Raw genomic sequence first — 24,558 nt, 5'->3', positions numbered from 1 at the left:
CCGAACGGAAACAACCAGGCAACCACCTTCTTAGCCCCACGAACAGGGCAATCGCAAGAGCCGATTTCGTGACTGTTCACTGTTGTTTGATTCATCCGTCCGACGTTCGATCACGACAAGCCGACCGCTTGCTTTCACATGTAACCACTTACGTGTGAATGTTCGACATATTGCAGATATATGTCGACCGGATTACGGTCCAGAGCACCTGCCCCTGTTCTGCCCAAAACCGCTCATGTCGAGCTGTCGACGACGTTGTCCAGCACTCCCTGCCGAGAGTGAGCGCCCCATGGTCCGTTTCACGAGAATTCTCCGACACACCACCGTTTTAGCCACGGGCGCCGCCCTCGCCGTCGCCGGCGCGGTCGCCGCGCCAGCGGTGTCCGCCGCGACCGCGACCGGCGGTTCCGGAGCCGCACTGCCCTATGTCGAGCTGCAAGCGGAGAACTCCGCCACCAACGGGACCGTGATCGGCCCCAGCTACACCCAGGGCCAACTCGCCGACGAGGCCTCGTACCGCAAGGCCGTCACGCTCCAGGGCACCGGCAAGTACGTCACCTTCACCACGCCCGTCGCCACGAACTCCATCGACTTTCGGTACAGCATCCCGGACACCGGCAGCGGCTCGGTCTACACCGCGCCGCTGTCGCTGTACGTCAACGGCGCCAAGCAGAACGACTTCACGCTGACCAACGCCTACAGCTGGTTCTACGGCAGCTATCCGTTCACCAACACGCCCGGCAGCAACCCGCACCACTTCTACGACGAGACCCACCGGCTGTTCACCACGACCTACCCGGCCGGCACCACGTTCACGCTCCAGGTCGACAGTGAGGACACCGCGTCCTCCTACACGATCGACTTCGCCGACTTCGAACAGGTCGGCCCGGCGGCGAGCCAGCCGGCCGGCTCGGTGTCGGTGACCAGCGAGGGCGCGGATCCCTCCGGTGGGGCCGACGCCACGGGCGCGTTCAACGCCGCGATCAGCGCCGCGGGCGCGGGCGGCACGGTGTGGATTCCGCCGGGCACGTACAACATCCCGGGCCACATCGCCGTGAACAACGTGACCATCGCTGGCGCCGGCATGTGGTACTCCACGGTCACCGGCGCCGCGCCGGGCTTCTACGGCAACTCCGCGCCGTCGCCGAGCGCAGGCGTGCACCTGCAGAACTTCGCGATCTTCGGCGACGTCCAGGACCGCTGCGACAGCTGCCAGGTCAACGGCATCGGCGGCGCACTGAGCAACTCCGGTGTGAGCAACGTGTGGATCGACCACATGAAGGTCGGCGCGTGGATGGACGGGCCGATGAGCGGGCTGACGTTCTCCGGCATGCGGATCCGCGACACCACCGCCGACGGCGTCAACTTCCACGGCGGCGTCACCGGTTCGACGGTGACCAACAGCGACATCCGCAACACCGGCGACGACGGCATCGCGACCTGGGCCGACTCCGGCATCGGCGCGGACGCCAACGACACCATCTCCAACAACACCGTGCAGTTGCAGATGCTCGCCAACGGAATCGCGATCTACGGCGGACACGACAACACCGTGAGCGGAAACCTGGTGCAGGACAGCGGCATCACGCAGGGCGGCGGCATCCACGTCGGCCAGCGCTTCACGTCCACACCGGTCGGCACGACCACCATCCAGAACAACACCTTGATCCGCAACGGCAGCCTCGACCCGAACTGGCAGTTCGGGGTCGGCTCGCTGTGGTTCGACGGCAGCCAGGGCGCGATCGCCGGTCCGATCAACGTCACCAACGCGCTGATCGAGCAGAGCCCGTACGAGGCGATCCAGTGGGTCGAGGGCACGGTCAGCGGCGTCAACCTCAACAACGTCACCATCGCCGGCGCCGGCACCTTCGCCTTGCAGGAGCAGACCGGCGGCACCGCGTCGGCGACCAACGTGGTCGCCACCGGCGTCGCGCAGAACCCGCCGAGCTACAGCTGCGAGGGCGGCGGCTTCACGATCGCCGACAACGGCGGCAACTCCGGCATCACCCCGACGCAGTGCGCGGGCGACAACCCGACCCCGGTCTTCCCGCCGTACCCGCCCTCGGGCGTCACCGCGTCGCCTAGCGCGCTGAACTTCGGCGCAGTGGCAACGGGTTCGACCAGTCCCGCGCAATCGGTCACGGTTTCCAACCCCACCAACGCGGCAGCTTCGGTCTCGTCCATCTCGATCAACGGTGACTTCGCGCAGACCAACACCTGCGGATCGTCGATTCCGGCGAACGGTTCGTGCACGGTCGGCGTGACCTTCAAGCCGACCGCGACCGGCAGCCGAACGGGCACCCTGACCGTCAACGCGGGTGGCGTCACCAACACAGTGGGCCTCTCGGGCACCGGCACCGCGCCCGGACCGGTTCTCGGCTCGAACCCGGCAAGCCTGTCGTTCGCCGGCACGGTTGTCGGCTCCACGGCGACGGCGCAGACCGTCACCGTGACGAACACCGGCACCACGACCGCCACCGTATCCGGCGTCTCGATCACCGGGGACTTCAGCCAGACCAACAACTGCACCACGATCGCCGTCGGCGGCTCCTGCGCCGTGACGGTGTCGTTCAAGCCCACAACCGGCGGCACCCGCGCCGGCACGGTCACCATCACCAGCAACGCCAACAACAATCCCTCCAGCATCGCGTTGTCCGGGCTCGGCATCGACAGCAGCACCAACATCGCCGCCGGCCGACCGGCCTCGGCGAGTTCGAGCAACGGCCAGTTCGCGCCGGCCAACCTCACCGACGCCGACGCGTCGACGTACTGGGAGAGCGCGAACGGCTCGTTCCCGCAGTGGGCCCAGGTCGACCTCGGCCAGAACTACGGTGTGGGCAAGGTGATCCTCAAGCTGCCGCCGTCGACGGCGTGGGGCGCCCGCACCGAGACGCTGTCGGTACTCGGCTCCACCGACGGCTCCACCTTTGCCACCGTCGTCGGCTCGGCCGGCTACACCTTCGACCCGAACGCCAACAACAACACCGTCACCATCACCTTCCCGGCCGCCACCGCGCGGTACGTGCGGGTGAACATCACCGCCAACACCGGCTGGCCCGCCGGCCAACTGTCGGACTTCGAGGTCTTCCCTAGCGGCGGCGGCTCTCCGGCCACGCTGACCGCCGCCCCGTCGTCACTGACCTTCGCCAGCCAGGCCGTCAACACCACCAGCGGCGCCCAGACGGTGACGCTGACCAACAGCGGCACGGCCGCCGCGGCCATCTCCGGCATCACCACGTCCGGTGACTTCCGGCAGACCAACGCCTGTGGCGCCTCGGTCGCGGCCGGCGCCTCGTGCACCGTCAGCCTCACCTTCACCCCGGCCGCTTCCGGCACCCGCACCGGCACGCTTACCGTCACCAGCAATGCCGGCAACAGTCCCACCACCGTCGCGCTCACCGGCACCGGGGCCGGCGGCAACACGAACCTGGCGGCGGGCAAGCCGACGAGCGAGTCCAGCCACACCCAGAACTACGGGTCCGGCAACGCGACCGACGGCGACCAGAGCACGTACTGGGAAAGCGCGAACAACGCGTTCCCGCAATGGGTGCAGGTCGACCTCGGGGCAACCACCGGCGTCAGCCGCGTCGTGCTGCAACTGCCGGCGGCGTGGGGTGCGCGCAGCCAGACGCTGTCGCTGTCGGGCAGCACCGACGGCAGCACCTTCACCACCCTGGTGGGGTCCGCGAGCTACACCTTCGATCCCGCCGGCAACAACTCGGTGACCATCACCTTCCCGGCCGCCAGCACACGGTACGTGCGGGTGAACATCACCGCCAACACCGGCTGGCCCGCGGGCCAGGTGTCGGAGTTGCAGGTCTGGAACACCTGACCGCCAAGCGCTGTCCCGATCACCCCGACATCGACGACGGAGGTTTTCGTGCCCGCCCTACCCGTACGCCGACGGCGCCCGCGGCTGCTGGCCGCGCTGCTGCTGGCAGTGGCGCTCGCCGTGCCGGCTGTCGGCATCGCGGCAGCTCCGGCTTCCGCCGCGGCAACGCAGAAATCCTGTGACATCTACGCTTCCGGCGGCACGCCCTGCGAGGCGGCGTACAGCACCACCCGTGCGCTGTTCGCGTCGTACAACGGCCCGCTCTACCGGATCCAGCGCGCCTCGGACAACGGCACGTTGAACATCGGCTTGCAGTCGACCGGCGGCGTGGTCAACTCCACGCCGCAGGTCTCCTTCTGCTCCGGCACGACCTGCACCATCACCCTGCTCTACGACCAGACCGCCAACGCCAACAACCTGCCCATCTCCCCCGGCACCTCGTGTTCGGGCTGCTCCGGCGGCCTCAACGGGCCCGGCCCGAACGGCGCGGACATCGGCGCGAACGCGATGGCGCTGCCGGTGACGATCGGCGGCCAGCCGGCGTACGGGGTGCTGATCAACAACATCGGCACCGGATACCGCAACAACGCCGTCAAGAACGTGCCCACCGGCTCGCAGCCCGAGGGCATGTACATGATGACCTCGTCCATGCTCACCAGCGATTCCTGCTGCTTCGACTTCGGGTCGGCCGAGACCAACGACTCCGACGACGGCAACGCGACCATGAACGCGATCTACTACGGCTCCGCGTGCTGGGTCGGCGGCTGCACCGGCCCCGGCCCCTGGGTCGGGGGCGACCTCGAGAACGGCATGTACTTCAGCGACAACGGCCGCAACCCGTCGAACATCACCAGCGAGACCGGCATGTTCGTGTCGGCGTGGGAGAAGAACAACGGCACCACCAACTTCACCCTCAAGTACGGCAACGGCCAGTCCGGTGGCGTGACGACCGCGTATTCCGGCGCCCTCCCGAACGGCTACAACCCGATGAAGGTCCAGCCCGCCATCGAGCTGGGCACCGGCGGCGACAACAGCCCGATGGGCACCGGCGAGTTCTTCGAAGGCGCCGTCACCGCCGGTTTTCCCTCCGACGCCACCGAGAACGCGGTGCAGGCCGATCTTGTCGCCGCCGGATACGCCAACAACACCACCACGTTCAAGACCAGCACGTCAGTGGTGAGCTTCCGGGCCCACGCCAACGGGGAGTACGTCGACGCGGCGAACAGCACCACCTCACTGATCGCCGACGCCACCTCGATCGGCACGGCGGAAACCTTCGACATGTTCACCAAGACCGACGGCACCGTCAACCTCCGGGCGCACTCCGACAACCAGTGGGTCACCGCGGAGAGCAACGGATCCGCGCCGCTGATCGCCAACCGCGGCGGGCCCGGGCCGTGGGAGACGTTCTACCTGATCCACAACCCGGACGGGAGCGTGACCTTGCGCGCGTACAACAACCAGCACCTCGTGACGGCGGAGAACGCCGGGGCGTCGGCGCTGATCGCCAACCGCACGGCGGTCGGCCCGTGGGAGGAGTTCGACCTCATCACCCACTGACACGTCGCTCCGTCAGCCCGGCCGAACCCACTACGCCGACCGGCGTAGTGGGTTCGGCTTCGGCGGCGGGTACCCGATGTCGTTGCTGCCGTGGGCATCGGGAAGGAGTGGCGATGAGGACCGACCGGATCCACCTGCCGAGAATGCGAGGGTTCCGCAACTTCCTCCTGCGCGGCAACGTCGTGGACCTGGCCGTCGGCATCGTCGTCGGCGCCGCGTTCACCTCGGTGGTCAACGGCTTCGTCCGCGCGTTCCTCACCCCGGTGGTCGGCGTGGCGGTCGGCGCGTCCGGCGACTTCAGCAACGACGGCTTCCGCATCGCCGGCGTGCTGTTCCCCTACGGCGCCTTCCTCACCGCCGTGGTGACCTTCGTCCTGGTCGCGGCGGCGGTGTACTACTTCGTGGTGCTGCCCGTGAACCGGCTGATGGCGCACTTCAAGCCCGACACCGACCCGGGCACACCCAAACGCGACTGCCCGGAATGTCTCAGCTCCATCCCCGCCGACGCCCGTCGTTGCGCGTTCTGCACCACGCAGCTGGTCCGCGACTGACCGCCTTTCGAGCGAGCGCAAGGGGGTCTAGCCCTTCGAGCGGGCCCGGACGCCCTGCGACGCCGCAAGACTGTGGGCATGAGAACACTCGTTGGCGCTGTCGCCATGGCGGCCGCCGCCGTGCTCGTGACCGGCACGAGCGCGGAGGCGGCCGCCGGTCTTCAGCCGGTGCCGAGCCCGAACGTCGCCGGCTCGGACTTCAACCAACTGGATGGTGTCTCCACAACGACTTCCGGCGACGCCTGGACGGTCGGGTTCACGCGGCCGGCCGGCACGCTGACCTTCCACGCGCTGGCCGAACACCTCGTCGGCGGCAAGTGGGCCATCGTGCCCACCGCGCCCGTGCCGGCCGTCGACGACACCCGGTTGCACGCCATCGCCTTCCGTGCGGCAACCGATGGCTGGGCGGTCGGCGAGGACACCAACGCGGCCGGCCCCGCCAACATAGCCCAGAGCATGATCGAGCACTGGAACGGCATCTCCTGGGCACGTGTCCCGTCGCCCGGCGGCGAGCCCGCCAACACCCGACTGACCGCGCTGGCCATTGTTTCGGCAACCGATGTCTGGGCGGTCGGCGGCTCGACCATCGAACACTGGAACGGCGTGTCCTGGACCGTCACCTTGAGCGCCCTGCCCGTCGCGCGGCTGCTGGGCATCGCCGCCGTCGCCGCCAACGACGTGTGGGTCGTCGGCTCCAACGGCGCCCGCCACCCCACTCCGGTCATCCAGCACTGGGACGGCACCTCGTGGTCGCAGGTGCCGCAACCCGTCACCGGCTTCGACAGCGTCCTGCACTCCGTGTCCGCCGTGAGCTCCACCGACGTCTGGGCCGTCGGCGAGCAGAACCTCAACCAGACCGTCACCGAGCACTGGGACGGCAAGTCGTGGACGCTGGTGCCCAGCCCGTCGATCAGCGCGAACAGCGCCCAGGACACGCTCGACGGCGTGATCGCCCTGGGCCGCGACGACGTGTGGGCGGTCGGCCAGACCCTCCAGGGCTTCACCACCGACCAGACGCTGGCGCTGCACTGGGACGGCACCGGCTGGCAGATCGTGCCCTCCGCCAATCCCGGACCGGGCTCCAACGCGCTGAACGCCGTGGCCGGGGCCGGTGCGGGACAACCGTTGTGGGCGGCGGGCTTCGCGACCGGCGGCACCCCGCAGTTCGCGACCCTGATCGAGACCACTACCGGCTGAGCAGCTTGAGGTCGACGGCCCGGCCCATCGCCTGGTAGCCGGCGTTGTCGGGATGGAGGTGATCGCCGCTGTCGTACGCCGGCCGCAGGCGCAGCGGATCCGCCGGATCGGCGACGGCCGTGGCGAAGTCGACCACGCCGTCGAACGCGCCGCTCGTCCGGATCCACTCGTTGACGGCCTGGCGCTGACGTTCCATGTTCGCGTCGTAGCGGGCGCTGCCGGCCACCGAGGTGATGGTGGCGCCGAGAATTCGCGCGCCGCGGGCATGGACCCGCGCGATGACCTGCCGGTAGCCGGCGATGATCTGCTCCGCCGTGGCCGGCGGCGTCGTGCTGCGCAGGTCGTTGATGCCCTCCAGCATGATCACCGTCCGCACGCCGGGCTGGGACAGCACGTCGCGATCCAGGCGATGCAGCACGCTCTGGCCGCTCACCGGGTCGTCGGTGAGCACCTTGTTGCCGGCGATCCCCTCGTCCGCCACGGAAAGGTGGCCGCCCGGCGTAGCGGCGACGCGGTCGGCCAGCACGTCGGGCCAACGGTGGTTGCCGCCGGAGGATCCGGAACCGTCGGTGATGGAGTCGCCCAGGGCGACCACAGTGCCGACGTCGGAGGTGCCGGTGACGGCGACCGAGTCCAGGAAGAACCAGTGCCCGGCCGTCGTGGTGAAGCTCGTGGCGGTCGGATCGGCGGTGTGGTCGCCGGCCGTCGACACGTAGTTGGTCTGGAACGCCGCCCGGTGGTAGGTCGCCGGGCCGGTGTCCGTCGGCAGGTACACACTCACCGCGAGATCCGCACCGGCCGACACCCGCAGCGGCACGGGGTCGCTCGCCACCTCGTGGCCGACCGGCACCGTGACCGAAGCCGCCCGGCCGAAGGTGATCGCGCGCAGCGTGCCCGCCGCCACGGCCCCACCGCCCGCGCTCAGGCCCACGGTGGCCCGGCCGAACGTCACCGGCCGGTCCCCGAAGGTGTTGGACAGCCGGATCCGCACGGCCTTGCCGTCGGCGCGCGAGTGCACGATCAGGCGGAGGGTCTGGTTACCAAACATCGGAGGTGGGATCAGCGTGGTGGTGGACTGCTGACCCGCAGCCCACGCCGTCACCCAGGACGTCGACGCGGTCGCCTGACCACCGAATGCCACGACACCAGCGACCGCCGCGGCCACCAGCATGCTGCGGCGCAGCCCGGATCCGAACATCACACACGTCCCCTCTGGCTCGCGCGGCGGCCACCCCACCGTAGGAAAGCTCCGATGTCTGGTCAATATCGACCAAAGGCCACATCCGGGTCGGGCGCGACCACCATGACGCCGACCACTTCGCGGAGATCCTCGAGTTCCCGTCCTACGACGAGGCCAAACGCAACTCCGAAACGCCGGCAGCCCGCCGTGCGGCACGGGACCGCACGGCGGGCTGGAGGTCAGCTGTAGGCCTCGAACTCGTAGATGCGGGCGGCACCGCCGCTGCCCTGCTCGGGCGTCAGCACGTTCAGTCGGAGGAATCGGGCGGTGACGTTCACCGAGTGCGTGGTGACGTTGGCGGTGTTCCCCCGCGCCTGGACGATGGTCGTCCACGACGTGCCGTCGCTGGACGCCTGAACGTCGTAGTCACGGGTGTTCCAGCTGGTGCTTTCCCCGCCGGCGCCGGCGTGCTGGACGGTGACGGTCTTGACGGGGACGGCGCCGCCGAGGTCGACCTGCCACCACTTGGTCGCGCCGGTCGAACACCACTTGTCGCTGGTGCCGCCGGACACGCTGCCGTTGACGGCCTTGGCCGGGCCCTCGTTGCTGTTGCACGAGGAGTCGGCGGTGGCGGGCTTGTTCAGGGCCACGTCGGTCGCCGACGTCGAGCCGGTGTCGAACGACGGCGGGGCGTCGGCCGCCGCGCTGCCCCACGAGGTGTTGGCGGCCGTGCCGAGCGTCATGTCGACGGTCCCGCCGCTGCTGACCACCGACTCGGGCAGCCAGGGCTTCGTCGAGGTGGTTCCGTTGAGCCGCAGGCTCTGGATGTACGGGGCGCCGGTCGCGGCGCCGGTGGCGTTGAGGGTGAGCGTGACGCCGTTGCCGCGGTGCACCACGACCTGGCTGAACAGCGGGCTGGCCAGCAGCAGGTCGGCCCGGCCCGGGGCCAGCGGGTACACACCGATGGCCGCGAAGACGTACCACGACGACATCGCCCCGAGGTCGTCCTGGCCGGGAATGCCTCCCGGGCCGGTGGTCCACAGGGTGTTGACGACCTGACGCACCGTCAGCTGGGTCTTGTACGGCTGGCCGGCGAAGTCGTACAGCCACGGCGTGCCGATCGACGGCTCGTTGCTCAGGTCCGAGTGCGTACCGTCCGAACTGGACAGTGCCCAGCTGCCGTCGGCGTTGTGGAAGAAGCCGTCCAGCCGGCCGGCGGCCGCGGTGCTGCCGCCCACCTTGGTGAACAGACCCTTGGCGTTGAAGGGAACCATCCAAGTGTACTGGGCGGCGGTGCCCTCGGCGAAACCGTCGTCGCTGGCCGGGTCGAAGGGCTGCCAGGCTCCCGACGAGTCGCGCTGCTGGATGTAGCCGGTGGCCGGGTTGAAGACGTTCTTCCAGTTCTGGGCCCGCGCCAGGAACTGGTCGCCGACGCTCGGGTTGCCGAGCCGTTGCGCCAGCTGGGAGATGCCGAAGTCGGCGGACACGTCCTCGAGGGTCTCCCCCGCGCCACCCCAGGCGTGCCCGTCCGACGGGACGTAGCCGATCGACAGGTACTTGTCCAACGACGGCCGCTCGCCGACGACCATCACGTTCCAGCCGTCGTCGCTCTGGTCGGCGGCGGTCACGGTGGTGGCGGCGTGCACCATGGAGGACAGTGCCCCTGACGCGTCGAAGTTCGTGCCGCCGAAGGCGTAGATGCTCGACACCGCGGCGTGCCCGGGGTCGCCGGTCATGACGTGGGTACCGCCCTGGTTGTGGGTCCAGCGGTCCCAGATGCCGTTGTTCTGGCTGGCCTGGTTGTAGAGCGACTGGGCGATGTCCGAGCCGATGTCGGGTCGCAGCAGGGTAACCAGCTGAACCTGGTCGCGATACACGTCCCAGCCCGAGAAGTTGGCGTACTGCGCGTGTTGTGCGCCGGAGACCGTGTGCACCTTCTCGTCCATGCCCGTGTACTGGCCGTTGGTGTCGCTGAACACGTTGGGGTGCAACAGGGAGTGGTAGAGGGCGGAGTAGAAGGTCGTCTGCTGGGCCGCGCTGCCGCCGGTGATCTCGATCCGGCTCAGCTCCGTGTTCCACGCGTCGTGGGCCTGTTGCCGCACGGTGTCGAAGGAGGTCCCGGCCGGATTCTCGGTGTCGACGTTGGCCTTGGCGTTGGCGAGGCTGACGTAGGAGATGCCGACCCGCATGCTCACGGTCTGGCCCTGGCTGGTGTCGAACGTGACGTAGCCGCCGGAACCCTTGCCGGCGACCGGCCAGCCGTCCGTGCCGTAGGTGGTTGCGCCGCTGACGCTGGTGCCGCCCGCCGTGCGGGTGCCGTCCTGCCAGGTTCCGGTGGCGCTGAACGGCTTGTCGAAGGCGGCATAGAAGTACAGCGTGTAGTAGCTGCGCCGATCGACGTTGTTGATGTAACCGCAGAAGTTCCCGCTCGTGACCGATCCGCTGATCACACGATTGCCGGCGTCGATGGTGGTCTGGGCGGCGCTGCTGCCGACCTCCGAGTTGGAGGTGCGGACCAGCAGCGAGGCGGTTTTCCCGGCGGGGTAGGTGAAGCGTCCGGCGCCGCTGCGGGCGGTCGCGGAGAGTTCGACGTTGACGCCGGAGTCGAGGCCGACCCGGTAGTAGCCGGCGGTGCCGGTCTCGTTGGCGTGGGAGAAGCCGCTGGCGTAGGTGGCGTCGCTGCGATCCGAGCTCGGCGACGAGGACACCGTCCCCGGGAACGGCAGGATCGGGATGTCGCCGGAGCCGCCCGCGCAGCCGGTGCCGGACATGTGGGTGAGGCTGAAGCTGCGCACCCGGGTCACGCCGTAGTCGTAGCCGCCGGGCTGCGGGGTGCGGGTCTGGTTGCCCGCGGTGTTCTCCGGGCTCCACTGCACCATGCCGAACGGCGTGTCGGCGCCGGGGAAGGTCTCGCCGCTGTTGCTGGCGCCGATGAGGGTGTTCACGGCGCCGGCCGGGTCGCTGACCGCCGCGGCGGCAGCCGGCGTGGCGACGCCGGCTGCCGCCAGTGCGACACCGGCCGCCAGTGAGATCGACAACGCGGCGCGAGCGCGCCGTCGGAATCGGGCGAAGTCCATGACATCTCCTCGTCATCACGGCCGGGCGAACCGAGCCGGCCGGGGGCAGGGACGCTCAGTGCGGCGGCTGGGCGGGGAGCCTGACAACGTTGCCGTCACCGAGCATCGGCACCGGCCCGGGCGCTGCGACAGGGCCGAAATTTCGGCCCGGGCGGCTGTGCCCGGCGGCGCGGCGGCGCTAGGGTTGTCCGAATTCGGCGAGGGATGGCGATGTCCGGACCGTTCCACGTGGTGTTGCGCGACGCGATCCGGCAGCGGGGACTGCCGTTGCAGCGGTTGCGCGCCCGGCTGGCCGAACGGGGCATCCAGGTCGGCATCGCGAGCCTCAGCGACTGGCAGCACGGGCGGGCGTGGCCGCAGCAGGCCAACTCGCTGCGGGCGATCGGCGCCCTGGAGGAGATCCTGGGGCTGCCCAGCCGCACGCTCACCGACCTGCTGGCCGGCCGCACCGCCACGCCCTTCCTGCCGCGGCAGGGCATCGACGAGTCCAGCGGCCCGATCAGCGAGCTCCTGGACCAGCTGCCCGGTTCGCGCGCGTGGGAGCTGGACACCCTCACCACCGAGCACATCGTCACCGTCGACGAGCACCGTTGCCCGTCGCTCGTGACGATTCGCAGCCTGGTCCGGGCGCGTAAGGACGGGGTGGAGCGGCTACTGGTGCGGTACTTCGGCGTGCCCACCGGCGACATCGACCGGGTCACCGTCCGCCCGACCCGCAACTGCCACACCGGCCGGCTCCTGCGCCACCGCGAGGGCCACGTCATGGTGGCGGAGCTGCTGTTCGGGCAGCCGCTGCGGCTCGGCGAGACGTGGATCTTCGAGGTCGAGCTCGCCGACCCGACCGCCGAGGCCCGGTCGGACTTCGCGCACGGGTTCCGCCGGATGGAGGGCAACTACCTGCTGGAGGTGCGTTTCCACCCGATGGCGCTGCCCAGCCACGTCAACGGCTACCTCCGGGCCGACCTGTACGCCGAGAGCCACCGCCTCACCGACCTGCGGCTGAGCGGCCATCACTCCGTGCATCTCACGGCGGCCGACATGACCGCCGGGGTGCTGGGGATCCAGTGGGAATGGCCCGCGGCACTGTCCTGAGCGGTTCTCACGGACGGATCACCAGCCCCAGCCGTCCCATTCCCACCAGAGCAGCTTCTTGAGCAACCCGGGCGGCAGGTGGAACGGCTTCTTCTCCAGGCCGGGGGGCGCATCGTCCGTGGTCGTCGGGGCCGTGGTCGTGGGATCGGCGCTGAACGTGGTCGGATCGGGGCTGGTGGTGGTCGGTTGCGTGGCTATCGGCGGATTCGGGCGCGCGGTGGGGCGCGCGCTCGTTGTCGGCGGACGCCTCGTGGTCGAGGAATGGCTCGGCGCCGACGGCGGATAGGACGGAGGCTGCGCAGGTATCGCGGTGGTGGTCGTGTCGGGCGGCGGGAGCTGCGACGTCATCGTCGGCACGGCCACGGCCACCGGCGGCTCGGCCTCTTGGGACATGCGCATGGGACCGAACGCGACCACCGCGCCGGTCACCAGCACGCCGGCGGCGGCAAGCCCGGCCACCCAGCCGCGGGGCACCGCCGCCGTCGGCGACCACCGTCCGGATTCCAGCGTGTGCGCCACCCGCCGGAGCGATCGAGCGCATTCGGCCGCGCTGGGACGTCGCGCCGGGTTCGCACTCGTCATCGCGGACAGCACCCGGGCCAGCGGCCCCGGGATCGGATCCACGCACCGCGCCAGCACGAGCCCCAGCGCGCGAACGTCGGCCGGGGCCTCGCCGTCCTGGTCGCGGCCGAATCCGAAGCCCACCAGACGGCGCTGGCCGTTCGCGTCGGTCACCACGCTGGCCGGCGTCAGATCGCCGTGGACGACGCCCTTCTCGTGCATGTGGGCCAACGCATCCGCCAGCCCGGCGCCGAGAACGGCGGTGTCCGGTGCGGACAACGGCCGTCCGGGCTTGGCGTCGAGCAGTTCGAACCCCTCGACCGTCTCCAGCACCAGGTAGGGGTGGCCGTCGGCGATGCCCCCGTCGGACAGCGTCATCAGATGGTCGTGCCGCAGGCCGACCAGCGCCTTGGCCCGCGCGGCGAACGCCCGCGCGGCCGGCTCGTCCACCGTCGACCTGAACATCTTGACCATGACGGCTTCGTCCTGGACGAGGTCGTGTGCCCGACAGAACCAACCATCACTTCGCTGCCCCAGTGGGGCGTCGAGTCGATACCTCCCGACGAGCACGAGGCTTGGTTGGCTGGCGACCGTCATATCACTCCCCAGACTCGGCCCGCGGCGATCGTGGGGGTGACTACGCCGTGCGAGCAGAAAAGGTTCACGACACCGGCGAACGAAACACGGCACGGACCGCCACATCGTGGATACTGCGGGAATGCAGCAACCGGCCGAACGGGCCATCGCCCATGTGACGTCGCTGTCCACAGGCGAACCGGTGAATCCGTCGGTGCGAGTTACGCTGCATTTCCATCCCGATCGGCTCGTGGCCGGCGTGCCGATCCTGGACCTGATGGCCCGCGACGGTGTTTACCGGTCGCAGTTCGAAACCGGTACCAGCAATGGGGGTCTGACCGCACACCCCGGCGGCGACCGCTGGCGATGGGAGAGCCGGATCTTCGCCGGCGCCTACGACGACGCGACGGCGGCGGAACGGCCGAAGTACGGATCGCTCAACTTCCGTCGCCGCGCGGTGGGCGGCTCGCCGCGCTTCGGCTCGGCCCATCTGCGCCTGGCCGGTCACACCCTGGCCGCTTCCACGTTCTGCTACCCGGACAGCGTCTTCGAGCCGGCGCGCTTCGGCGTGGCGTCGAGACTGTCGACGCTGATCGCGATGGCGGAGGCGGACGACAGGGACCGGCTCGACGACTACATCGAGGCCCACGTGCACGGCGTGCTCGACCTCGGCCGTGACGTGGAGGCGCTGGTCCTCGACCCGTGCTACCGAGACACCTCCACCGAGACAGCGGCCAGGCGCTTGGCGTGCCCGATCGAATGGCACGGCGGGTTCACCCTGACGACGGACGAGCTGCGGCGACACCCGGAGTACCGCGGGCACGAAGTCGTGCGCCTCGGCACCGCTCTCGCCCGCGACGGTCGCCTCGATCCGCGCGTCATCGGCGACGCGTCTCGCACCGGCCGCCACGACGAGCAGGCCCTCAAACGGGTCTGGCACTACGTGGTCAGGTTCGGGCAGCACGCCGAGGCGAACGGGTAGGCGCCGTACTGGCAGAGTGACGCCATGGACTACGTCCCCCACTTTCGGCGTGAGATCACGGCCCTCGAGGACGCGATGCGCCGGGCGGCCGACGCTCCCCTGGTCCCGTCCTGCCCCGGCTGGTCGATGTCGGACCTGCTGGTGCACCTGGGCTGCGTGCACCGATACGTGATCCACATCATCGGGCAGCGGCTCACCACACCGCCGGACCCGAGCGACCGCACCCTCCTCGGCCTCCCGGGGGACACGCGCGGTTGGCCCGTGCCGGAGCAGGCGCCGAATCGGGAACCGGTGCCGACGAGCTTGATCGACTGGTTCGCGGAAGGAGCGGCGACGCTCGAATCGCTGTTCGGCGGCCGCGACCCGGAGGAGCCGGTGTGGACGTGGTCGTGGGAGCAGACCGTCGGATTCTGGGCACGGATGCAGACCATCGAGGCGGCCGTCCACCGCTGGGACGCCGAGAACGCGCTCGAAGCGGCCCAGCCGGTCGACGGCGACCTCGCCGCGGACGCCATCGAGCAGAACTTCACGGTCATGGCGCCGTTTCGGCGAGCCCGCACGCAGGCCCCGCCCGGACTGGGTGAGCGGATCCGCTTCCGCCGGACCGACGGCGCGGACATCTGGACGGTGCAGTTCGACGGCGACACAGTCCGCCTCATCGACCGCACCGAGCCCCGCCACGTCGAACTGGTCGGCACGGCATCGGACCTGATGCTGTTCCTCTGGCACCGGATCGGCCCGGACGAACTTCTCGGTGTGGTGGGAACCCGCGCGGTGCTCGATCGCTACTTCACTCTCGTTCCACCAATGTGACCGATTTTCGGGCAGACCTAATCCATTTGAGTTCACAAAGCCGACCAGCAAACCGTTCGGCCCATCGGATGACCCGTTCCGCCCAGGGGTGCGGCATGCACTCGTGCCCAGAGTCTCCCTATCCACGCCTGCCCTTACGCAATCAGGCCAGCGGGCGACGGCGTCCCGGCGACCCTCATTGCCCGACCCGGAACCGGTTCCTAGGCTCCGGTTCATACGGGCGTGGAATTCTCCGCGACGGTCCATTTGGGGACGAGGGAGAGCATGCATCGAAGAAATCACCTGCGTAGGACATTGACCATCGGCGTGGTGGCCGCGGCGGTCGCGGCCGGCGTGGCGGCCCCCATCACGGCTGCACCGGCGGCGACCTCCGTGCTGACCAAGAGCGTCCAGGACGTGACGAACCCGGGCGCGAACCCGGTCAACCATGCGGACACCCTCAACTGGGTGCTGAGCTACGCCGACAACGGCCCGGCCGGGCCGTCGGCGGCGACGATCACCGATCCGATCACCGGCGCCGGCGCCACGCAGACCTACGTGCCGGGCTCGCTCCAGGTGCCGCCGGGCTGGACGCCGTCCTGGTCCACAGACGGCACGAACTTCCAAACCACCGACCCCGGCGCCGCCACGGTGGCCGTGCGGGCGACCAATCCCGGTGCCCGGCAGGGCGGCACCAACCTGGCGAACATCCTGCTAGCGCCGGTGAAGCCGACCGCGACCCCTACCGGCGGTGACGGCTACACCCCGATCATCTACCGCCAGGCCAACGGCACGGTCGAGGCGTGGAACATGTACCACCACCTGTTCGCCTCGGCCCCCAAGCTGGTCTGCACCGACCTGACGGCCGGCGCGCCGTGCGCCGGCGGCCCCTGGCCACGGCCGGTCAACACCGCGACCGGGCCGTTCGGCTCCGGCTCCACCGGCGACATCGCCAGCACCCTGACCCCGCAGTACGTCCAGGACCCCGGCCGCCCCGGCGTCGTCTACTACGCCGCGGTCACCGCCTCCTCGGTGGGCGTCGGCTGCCTCGACCTCGCCGCGCGGGCCAACTGCGGGTACTTCCCGCTGATCAGCACCGGCGCCGGCGGCGCCTACGGACTCGCCGGCCTCGTCACCACCGGCGGCAATCTCTACGGCGTCGGCAGCAACGGCCAGGTGCTGTGCCTGAACATCGCCTCCCAGTCGCCGTGTGCCGGCCAGCCGTACGCGGCCGTCGTGCCGGCCAACAACAACGTCTCCGGCGCCAACTACCTGGGGTCGATGGCCGTGGCCGGCGGCAAGGTGTTCGCCTCGTCCTCGCCGGGCGGCGGCACGCCGGTGCTGGGCTGCTTCGATCCGGCCACCGCGACGGCCTGCGCCGGCTGGGCCACCCCGCAGGCGATCGGGCCTGCCGGCACTTCGTCGTACAACGCCTACACCGCTTACGACACCGCGAACAACGCCGTCGGCGCGTGCGCGACGACGACCGGCGCTCCCGCGTCGACCACGACCTGCTACACGGTGGGCGGGGCCCCGCTGACCGCGCCGACCGTGTTCAACTCCCTGACCAACCAACTGGTTTTCGACCCGGAGACGGTGACCGGCCCGGACGGCCACCTGCGCACCTACACCGGGACCTGGGGCGGGTCGAGCTCGGGCGACACCGTCTGCTACGACTGGACGGCGGCCGCCGCGTGCGCGGGTTTCCCGCTGCCGGCAACGCATCCCTCCGCCAACGGCGGCGTCACCCGTGACTACGGCTACGCCTACGACCAGGTCACTCGCTGCCTGTTCGGCCTCGGTGACGCCGGCATCCTCTTCTCCGAGGACCCGACGACGTCGAACTCGCCGTGCATCCACAGCGGGGCGGACGTCACGCTGACGCCGTCGACGTTCTACTGCGACGGCGGCACCGGGCACATCCACGGCTACACCAATGCCCGCCTGGAGAACATGAACCTGGCCAACGTCGACCTGACCGCGTCCACCGCGGATGTCAGTGACGCCAACGGTTCGGTGTTCACCCATCCGGCCTTCGCCGCGGACGGTTCCCTGGACCTGTCGGGGATCTCACCGGCCGCACATCCCGGCATCACCGTGTCGGCGCACCTCGTGCTGAACAACAGCAACGACTTCACCGGCGGCAACCAGCCGCACCTGGTGGTGGGATTCGACGGCGACGCACCGCAGATCTGCTTCAAGACCACCGTCTCGCCGTCCTGCACCACGACAACCGCCACCGACACCGCGACCGGGAACGACGCCACCGGCGCGCTCACCTCCAACACCGTGAGCCTGTCCGTCGCGCCCGGGGCGGCCTGCCAGCCGAACGTGACGATCAACAAGGAGATCTGCGCCTCCATCGACGACCAGAACTGCCAACCCGGCGGCCCCGGACCGTGGACGAAACACGCCACGCCGGGTCTGCTCGGCCTGCTGCTGGCCAACCCGCACTGGCGGATCACGGTGACCGACGCCGGCCCGGTCGGCATCACCGGCGTCACCCTCAACGACAGCGCCGAGTCGTCGTGCCGATCCGCCGCGGGCACGTTCGACCTGGCGGCCGGGCAGAGCCGGCAGATCTACTGCTCGACGTCGCTGCTCGTGTCGCTGCTGCCGTTCACCAACACGGCGTCGGCCACGTACACACCGACGAACTCACCGGCCGGAACCCCGCCCTCCAGGACGAGCAACTCCTCGGCGGTGGCCTGCTCCCTCCTCGGCTGCTGAGCATCTGACCGCGGCGGTGCCACCGGCGGCACCGCCGCGGTCTTCCCGAGCTTTCGGTCACGATTCGGCGCGCCGCAGCGGCCGTGGGGGTATCGGCCCGGGACTAGTGGCGCCGTGCGGGGTGCCGGGGCACCCCGCACGGAGTCCTCAGTTGATCGTCCACTGTTGCAGCACGGAGCCGGTGTTCGCCTGCTGTGTCACCAAAGCGCCGTCGGTCGCCGAGGCGGTGGTGAGAAGAAGTCCACTGTGGACGTTGGTGAGCGTGTAGCCGCCGGACGCCTTGGCGGCGGTCCAGCGCTGGTTGCTGTTGCCGGTGCAGGTCCACTGGATCACCCGCGTGCCGGCGGCCGTGCCGCCGCCCTCGTCGTCCATGCACAGCTTGGAGTACGCGTTGGCGATGGTGTACGAGCCGTCGGTCTGCCGGGTGAACGTCCAGTTCTGGTTCGAGCCGCCGTTGAGCCGCCACGTGACGAGCTGGGTGCCCGTCGCGGTGGACCAGTTCGGGTCGTCCAGGCCCTGGCCGGACACCGAGATCCGATGCGTGCCGTCGAGGACGGCCGTCCCGCCGGCCGCGGTGAGGCCCAGGGTCTGCTCGGCCGCGGTGCGCGACCCGCCGGTGGCATCGCCGGTGGTGTTGGTCCAGGACCGGGCGGGCGTCGTCTCGGCGAGCCGGGTCGAATCCGAGGACAGCCCCAGCACCAGACCGCTGTACCGGTTGACCAGCCGATACGTCCCCGTCTTGGCCCCGGTCGCCGAGGTGTTGGCGAGGATGAACCACTGCTGGCCGACGGTGGATCCGATCGCGGTGACCGTCGGCTTGGTCGCCCACGCCCGGTTGGCGGTCGACGTCGAGTCGACGCCGAGGGCCTGGCCGGTGGCGCCGTTGGTGATCGTGTACGAGCCGTCGCCGTTCGCGGCGAAGGCCCACGTCTCCAGGTCTGAGCCGGTCGACGCCGGCACGGACGTGGTCGCCGAGCTGCCGCTGACCTGGGCGAGCACCCGCCCCGCCCCGTTGCTGATCCGGTAGGTCGTGCTCAGGTCCACGGGCGGCATGGCCGGAGACGCCGAGTCCACGGTCTCGTTCGCGTACTCGCCGTCCGAACCGGCGCAGGCGATGGAGCAGTAGGAGCGGAAGGTCTTGCCGACGATCGTGGAGCTCGTCCGGTTCGCCCCGTCGACGAACCAGCGGTACCAGGAGTTCGAGGCGTAGCTGCCGGAATCGCCTATGTAGTACCACTTCTGCGTGGACAGGTCGTCGGTCACGTAGTACCGCTGCGGCAGTTTGGACGAGCTGTCGGCCACTTCCGGCTCGCCGATGTACAGGCCGAGGTAGGCGTCGTAGGCGATGTTCATGACGAACAGTTCCGACTTCGGCGGCAGCGTGCCGGCCGTGATCTGCTGCGGCACCGAACCCGGGTTGGTGGGCTTGTAGTCGTGGTCGACCGCGGTGTAACCGGTCGGGGCGGCCGCCGTCACCGGCGTCATGTTGCTCTCCAGGCCGCCCACGCCGGGCTGGGACCAGGCGCCGTCGTACCACTTCTGCCACGATCCGGTGGCCATCTTCGACGACATCGGCGCGCGGGCGACGTGCGCCAGACCGTCGTAGCTGCCGGCGGTGCCGGCCTTCGGCACGATCCGGGACGCGTAGTAGACGTAGAAGTAGCCCGAGGCCTGGTCGACGAAGAGCCTCGGGTCACCGTCGCCGTAGTCGAAGGTGCCGTTCGGGAACGCCGTGGTGTCGCCGCGAGCCGTGCTGTACGGAGACGTGATGGCGTGTCCCTTGATGGTCCACACCTTGCCCTGGTCGGTCGACTCGGCGTAGTCGATCGCGTCGTAGTGCGAGAACGAGTTGGCGCCGAACGGCTCCGGAGTGAACTCGTTGTGCACCAGGCCGTACCAGTTGCCGGTGTCCGGGTCGACCCAGACGCCGACGAGGTCGCAGAAGTTCTTGTGCGAGTAGGACGAGCCCGCCGGCGGGTCGGTGGCGGCGACGCCGGTGGGGCTGTTGTCGCACCGCCAGCTCGTGTCGTTGTTCTTGTCCCTGGGCTCGGCGGGATTGACCGCGTCGCTGATCGCTGCGGACCGGCTCGCGCCGTCGAAGTCGACGCCGGTGTAGAAGTCCCAGTACCGGGGCTGCGTCGCGCCGTAGAGGGACGCGGACTGCTGGAAGTAGAACGTGCCGTCCTTGTCGAGGAACGGGCTCGCCGGGGTGTCGGTCGGGAACTGGTACGAGCTGGTGGACCCGACGGTGACGGTGTAGCCGGAGGTCGGCGGGCTCGCCGAGGCGGCCGGCGGCGCGCCGAGCAGCGCGACGGCCACGGCCAGGCCGACGGCTGTTCGCGGGCGGCGGGCGATGACGGGCAGGGTGCGCATCGCGACTCCACTGGGGATGAGGGCGGCTCTTGACTCCCGGGGCGTTAGTTATAACACTAGTCGAACTAATTAGGGTAGCGGCAAGGTTCGCGCGCCCGTCCCCATCACAACCGGAGGCACCGCGTGGTTCACCTCGACACGGTGACGCTGCCCTTCGCCGCGCTCGGTCCGGACAACCCGCTGCCGCCGCTGGCCCCGCCCCGTCCGGTGACGCCGCTGATCGACGCCTCGGCTGCCGGCCCCGACATGGCTCGCAACCTCGCGTACGGACGGCCGGCGACGCTGCTGCCCTACACCGTGCAGGACGGCTACACGCGAGAGCTCACCGACGGGAAGCTGACGGTGGCCGTGGTCGACAACGGCGTGGTCCGCGCCGAGTTCATGCTCGACTTCGGCGGCCGGATGCGGTCGCTGGTTCACCTGCCCACCGGACGGGAGTTGTTGCACCGCAACCCGATCCTCCAACCGGCGAACCTGGGGCTGCGCAACGCCTGGTTCGCCGGCGGCGTCGAGTGGAACCTCGGCACCACCGGCCACACGCCACTCACCTGCGCCCCCGTGCACGCCGCCCGGGTGGTGCGTCCCGACGGCGTCGAGGTGCTGCGCATGTGGGAGTTCGAGCGAAACCGGGAGTTGGTGTACCAGATCGACGCGTACGCGCCGGAGGGCTCCGCCGTGCTCCACGTGCACGTGCGGATCATCAACCCGAACGCGCACGAGGTCCCCGTCTACTGGTGGTCCAACATCGCCGTGCCCGAGACGCCCGACACCCGCGTGCTGGCCCCGGCCGACGCCGCCTACCACCTCGCCTACGACGGCGTGCTCCGGCGCGTGCCGATCCCCGTCCACGACGGCGTGGATCGCAGCTACCCGGCGAACGGCCGGCACGCCGCCGACTACTTCTACGACATCGCGCCGCCCCGCCGCCGCTGGATCGCCGCGCTGGACGCCGGCGGCAGTGGTCTGGTGCAGGCGTCGACCGACCGGCTGCGCGGCCGCAAGCTGTTCCTGTGGGGACAGGCCGGTGGCGGCCGCCGCTGGCAGGAGTGGCTGTCGCCGGCCGACCAGCCGTACCTGGAGATCCAGGCCGGCCTCGCCCGTACCCAACTGGAACACCTGCCGATGCCGCCCGGCGCGCAATGGTCGTGGCTGGAGGTCTACGGCCTACTCGCCGCCGACGCCGCCAAGACCGGCGATTGGGACAGTGCCTGCACAGCCGTCGAGGATGCGTTGGAGGAGCTGGTCCCCCGCCACCTCGTCGATGCCGAGCACGACGCCGCCCGGCAGTGGCTGGACCAGCCGCCGGTCGAGCGGCTGCACAACGGATCCGGTTGGGGCGCCTTGGAACGGCTCCACCGCTCCGCGACCGGCGACCCGTCGCTCGAGTTGCCGGGAGTGCCGTTCGACACCACCGGCGACGAGCAGGAACCGTGGCTGAACCTGTTGGCCACCGGCGACATGCGGGGCCCGCTGGAGGCACCACTGTCCTATCAGGTCACTCCCGGCTGGCGGCAACGACTCGAGCATGCCGGGGACAACTGGCTCACCTGGCTGCATCGCGGCGTGGCTCGTTGGCACGCGGGCGAGGCCGACGCCGCTCGCGACGCGTGGCACGCCTCGCTGGCGGCGACGGCCAATCCCTGGGCGCTGCGCAATCTCGCCGTGTGCGACGAGAACGCCGACAGCGCCGCGTCTTTGCTGCTACAGGCCGGAGAAATGCTGCCCACTCCCCTGCGGGCGCTGACCGTCGAGACGCTTCAGGCGCTCCTCGCCGCAGACCGCCTGAGGGACGCCCTCGCCCTCGTCGACGGGCTGCCGCCGGACCTGCGGGCGGACGGTCGGATCCAGATGCTCGAGTGCTCGGCGGCCATCGCCGAGGGCAGCCTCGACCGCGCCGGCCGCCTCATCGGCGCCGGCATCGTCGTGGCCGACCTCCGGGAAGGCGAGGACGCTCTGGACCAGCTCTGGTTCGCCTACCACGAACGGCGCGACCCGACCCTGCCCCGCACGGCCCATCCCCTGCCCCGCAGCTACGACTTCCGCATGACCGAAAGCTGATCCGCCGGCGCCGACACCGAGCCCGGGTCGTGGAACACGGGCTCCAGCGCGTCCTGGGCGGCGCCGCGCGCGGCGCTGGTGAAACCCAGCGTCGAGACCAGCAGCTGGCAGCCCCCGGCGTGCGGGGCCATGACATGCTCGTCTACCACGCGCCGGGTGGTGGCCAGCAGGTGGTCGCCGAGGATCGCGAAGTACCCGCCGAGCACGACCGCCTGCGGGTTGAGCACGTCGATCAGCAGACCGATGCCCAGGCCGAGGCCGTGGGCGATGCGGTCGAGCGCGGCCAGCGTGCGCTTGTCCCCCACCGCGGCCCGGGTCCGGATCTCGGCCAGCCGGATCTCCAGGTCGCGGTCGGGGTCGCGGACCGGATCGCCGGCATCGGCGGCGTGCCGCAGCAGGGCGGACAGGCCGACCATGGTCTCCCAGCAGCCGCGCCGGCCGCAGGCGCACGGCTGCCGTTCGGGATCCAGCGGCATGTGGCCGACCTCGCCGGCGAATCCGGTGGCCCCCAGCATCAGCCGGCCGTCGGTGATGATGCCGGCGCCGACGCCGACCTCGCCGGTGATGTAGATGAGGTCGTTGATGCCGACCGGGCCGACGATCGCGTGCTCGGCGATGGCGCCGAGCCTCGCGTCGTTGCCGACCGCGATGGGCGGGGCATCGGCGGCGAGCCTGGCCCGCAGGCCCGCCACCACAGGCAGCCGAGACCAGTTCATGTTGGCGGCGAACAACACGACGCCCGCGTCCCGGTCGATCTCACCCGGTGTGGCGACGGTGACGCCGATGACCTCGACTCCCTGCTCGCGCATGCTTTCGACGGCCCGGGCGATCAGCGCGGCGACGGCGTCGAGCAGCACCTCGCTGTCACGTTGGGCGTTGATGGTGATGCGCTGGTCCAGCAGCGTCTCACCGCGCAGGTCCAGCGCGATCGCGCGCGCGTAGTCGACGCTGATCTCCACGCCGAGCCCACAGAGCGTGCGGCCGTGCAGCTCCACCGCCTGCCGGGGTCGGCCGACGCTGCCGCCCCGCTGCACTTCGCCCTCGCGGACGAGGTTGCGCTCGACGAGTTCGTTGACCAGCGTGGAGACCGTGGCCTTGGGCAGGCCGAGGTCCTCGGCGAGCTGGGTCCGGGACCGGGCGCCGCGGCTGCGCAGGCGGCGGAGGACCAGGCCGAGGTTGGTGCGCCGGATCGAGGCCCGGCTCGCGACATCGAGGTTGTCCACCGCCACGCGTTAGTTATAACACTGCACGAACTAATGCGTCATGGCAGCGCCTTCACGTGGACCGCCGACGACGAAGCACTTCCCGAAGTCAGCCTCCTCCGGGTTGCGCCGACTTGTTGGCGCTGGCGAGTCTCTCGCGGGAGATCAGCGTGTGCGGGGTCGTCCTTGCCGAGCACCCGCACACGCCCGTCGAGGGTCTGCCGGTACAGCGGGATCGCCCGCTCCAGGTCCCCCGCCGCCTCGTACGCGGCGCCGAGGTTGTTGTAGGAGATCAGCGTGTCGGGGTCATCCCCGCCCAGCACCCGCAGCTGACCGTCGAGGGCCCGTTGGTACATCGGGATCGCCCGGTCCAGGTCTCCCGCGGCGAGGTAGGCCCCGGCGAGACTGCCGCGGCACAGCAGCGTAAAGGGGTCACTCGTCGCGCACCGGCCATGCGTCCGGGACGACGCCGCTTCGGCCTTGCCACCTGAAGATCTCAAACACCTTCTCAATGGCTGGACCCGAATGTCGAAATGGTTTTCCCTGGCGTCCTGTCGTGGTCGTACAGAACACCGTGACCTACGTGCTGCCTGGTCGCAGCCATCCAGACGGGGTGCAGGGATGCGCTGCACCGCGTCACGGGGCGTGTTGCGGCGATGGCCGCTCTGGGTGACAACCGCCCTGGGGCGGCCTAGTAGTACTTCGTTAAGTCGGGTGAACTTGCTTATGTTGACAGCGGTTCGTGCCGTTGATCACGTTGTGAAGCTGGATCAGGTGGAACGCCTGCGTGAAGAG

General features: G+C 70.0%; 15 protein-coding genes. 9 read left to right on the top strand and 6 right to left on the bottom strand.

Annotation, left to right across the window (positions count from 1 at the left end):
- Window positions 1–289: 289 nt before the first annotated feature.
- From BCF44_RS58785 to BCF44_RS42305, 4 genes are all read left to right on the top strand, one after another.
- Window positions 290–3,832 carry a choice-of-anchor D domain-containing protein gene (locus tag BCF44_RS58785; RefSeq protein WP_116180164.1) on the top strand — a complete coding sequence of 1,181 codons (3,543 nt, stop codon included), beginning with the start codon at window positions 290–292 and terminating at the stop codon, window positions 3,830–3,832.
- Window positions 3,833–3,880: 48 nt separating this feature from the next.
- Entirely contained in the window at window positions 3,881–5,392 is a 1,512-nt protein-coding gene (locus BCF44_RS42315) for an arabinofuranosidase catalytic domain-containing protein (protein WP_116180163.1), read from the top strand.
- Window positions 5,393–5,505: 113 nt separating this feature from the next.
- Window positions 5,506–5,943 carry a large conductance mechanosensitive channel protein MscL gene (mscL, locus tag BCF44_RS42310; RefSeq protein ID WP_211353482.1) on the top strand — a complete coding sequence of 146 codons (438 nt, stop codon included), beginning with the start codon at window positions 5,506–5,508 and terminating at the stop codon, window positions 5,941–5,943.
- Between the two features lie 78 nt (window positions 5,944–6,021).
- Window positions 6,022–7,140 carry a beta propeller repeat protein gene (locus tag BCF44_RS42305; protein WP_147328842.1) on the top strand — a complete coding sequence of 373 codons (1,119 nt, stop codon included), beginning with the start codon at window positions 6,022–6,024 and terminating at the stop codon, window positions 7,138–7,140.
- Here the strand turns inward: BCF44_RS42305 and BCF44_RS42300 are convergent.
- Window positions 7,130–8,338 carry an SGNH/GDSL hydrolase family protein gene (locus BCF44_RS42300; RefSeq protein ID WP_116180161.1) on the bottom strand — a complete coding sequence of 403 codons (1,209 nt, stop codon included), beginning with the start codon at window positions 8,336–8,338 and terminating at the stop codon, window positions 7,130–7,132. The two genes, BCF44_RS42305 and BCF44_RS42300, sit on opposite strands and share 11 nt — an antisense overlap.
- Window positions 8,339–8,559: 221 nt before the next feature.
- A complete protein-coding gene (locus BCF44_RS42295; RefSeq protein ID WP_170218050.1) occupies window positions 8,560–11,397 on the bottom strand; it encodes a GH92 family glycosyl hydrolase in 2,838 nt (945 codons plus the stop codon).
- Between the two features lie 210 nt (window positions 11,398–11,607).
- Between BCF44_RS42295 and BCF44_RS42290 the strand changes: the two genes are divergently transcribed.
- The gene (locus BCF44_RS42290; protein ID WP_147328840.1) at window positions 11,608–12,489 is read left to right on the top strand and encodes a hypothetical protein; all 882 of its coding nucleotides are present in this window, start codon (window positions 11,608–11,610) and stop codon (window positions 12,487–12,489) included.
- 18 nt (window positions 12,490–12,507) lie between these two features.
- Here the strand turns inward: BCF44_RS42290 and BCF44_RS42285 are convergent, their stop codons facing one another.
- Window positions 12,508–13,647: a serine/threonine protein kinase gene (locus BCF44_RS42285; protein ID WP_170218049.1), complete on the bottom strand. Its 1,140-nt coding sequence runs from the start codon at window positions 13,645–13,647 to the stop codon at window positions 12,508–12,510.
- Window positions 13,648–13,768: 121 nt separating this feature from the next.
- On the opposite strand from BCF44_RS42285, the gene BCF44_RS42280 reads away from it, so the two are divergent.
- From BCF44_RS42280 to BCF44_RS42270, 3 genes are all read left to right on the top strand, one after another.
- Window positions 13,769–14,608 carry a DUF3626 domain-containing protein gene (locus tag BCF44_RS42280; protein ID WP_116180158.1) on the top strand — a complete coding sequence of 280 codons (840 nt, stop codon included), beginning with the start codon at window positions 13,769–13,771 and terminating at the stop codon, window positions 14,606–14,608.
- A gap of 24 nt (window positions 14,609–14,632) precedes the next feature.
- Entirely contained in the window at window positions 14,633–15,421 is a 789-nt protein-coding gene (locus BCF44_RS42275) for a maleylpyruvate isomerase family mycothiol-dependent enzyme (RefSeq protein WP_116180157.1), read from the top strand.
- A gap of 264 nt (window positions 15,422–15,685) precedes the next feature.
- Entirely contained in the window at window positions 15,686–18,130 is a 2,445-nt protein-coding gene (locus BCF44_RS42270) for a DUF7617 domain-containing protein (RefSeq protein ID WP_246016129.1), read from the top strand.
- 147 nt (window positions 18,131–18,277) lie between these two features.
- Here the strand turns inward: BCF44_RS42270 and BCF44_RS42265 are convergent, their stop codons facing one another.
- Window positions 18,278–20,503 carry an RICIN domain-containing protein gene (locus BCF44_RS42265; RefSeq protein WP_116180155.1) on the bottom strand — a complete coding sequence of 742 codons (2,226 nt, stop codon included), beginning with the start codon at window positions 20,501–20,503 and terminating at the stop codon, window positions 18,278–18,280.
- A gap of 123 nt (window positions 20,504–20,626) precedes the next feature.
- Between BCF44_RS42265 and BCF44_RS42260 the strand changes: the two genes are divergently transcribed.
- Window positions 20,627–22,561, top strand: coding sequence for a DUF5107 domain-containing protein (locus tag BCF44_RS42260; protein WP_116180154.1), 1,935 nt, complete (start codon window positions 20,627–20,629; stop codon window positions 22,559–22,561).
- Here the strand turns inward: BCF44_RS42260 and BCF44_RS42255 are convergent.
- Both BCF44_RS42255 and BCF44_RS42250 read right to left on the bottom strand, forming a co-directional pair.
- Entirely contained in the window at window positions 22,534–23,790 is a 1,257-nt protein-coding gene (locus BCF44_RS42255; protein ID WP_116180153.1) for an ROK family transcriptional regulator, read from the bottom strand. The two genes, BCF44_RS42260 and BCF44_RS42255, sit on opposite strands and share 28 nt — an antisense overlap.
- 32 nt (window positions 23,791–23,822) lie before the next feature.
- Complete coding sequence (locus BCF44_RS42250; protein ID WP_211353481.1) at window positions 23,823–24,263, bottom strand: tetratricopeptide repeat protein; 441 nt, start codon at window positions 24,261–24,263, stop codon at window positions 23,823–23,825.
- Between the last annotated feature and the right edge of the window lie 295 nt (window positions 24,264–24,558).

Origin of the sequence: Kutzneria buriramensis, from assembly GCF_003387475.1 — a bacterium.
GTDB lineage: Bacteria > Actinomycetota > Actinomycetes > Mycobacteriales > Pseudonocardiaceae > Kutzneria > Kutzneria buriramensis.
This window is presented reverse-complemented; position numbering and strand designations above follow the sequence as displayed.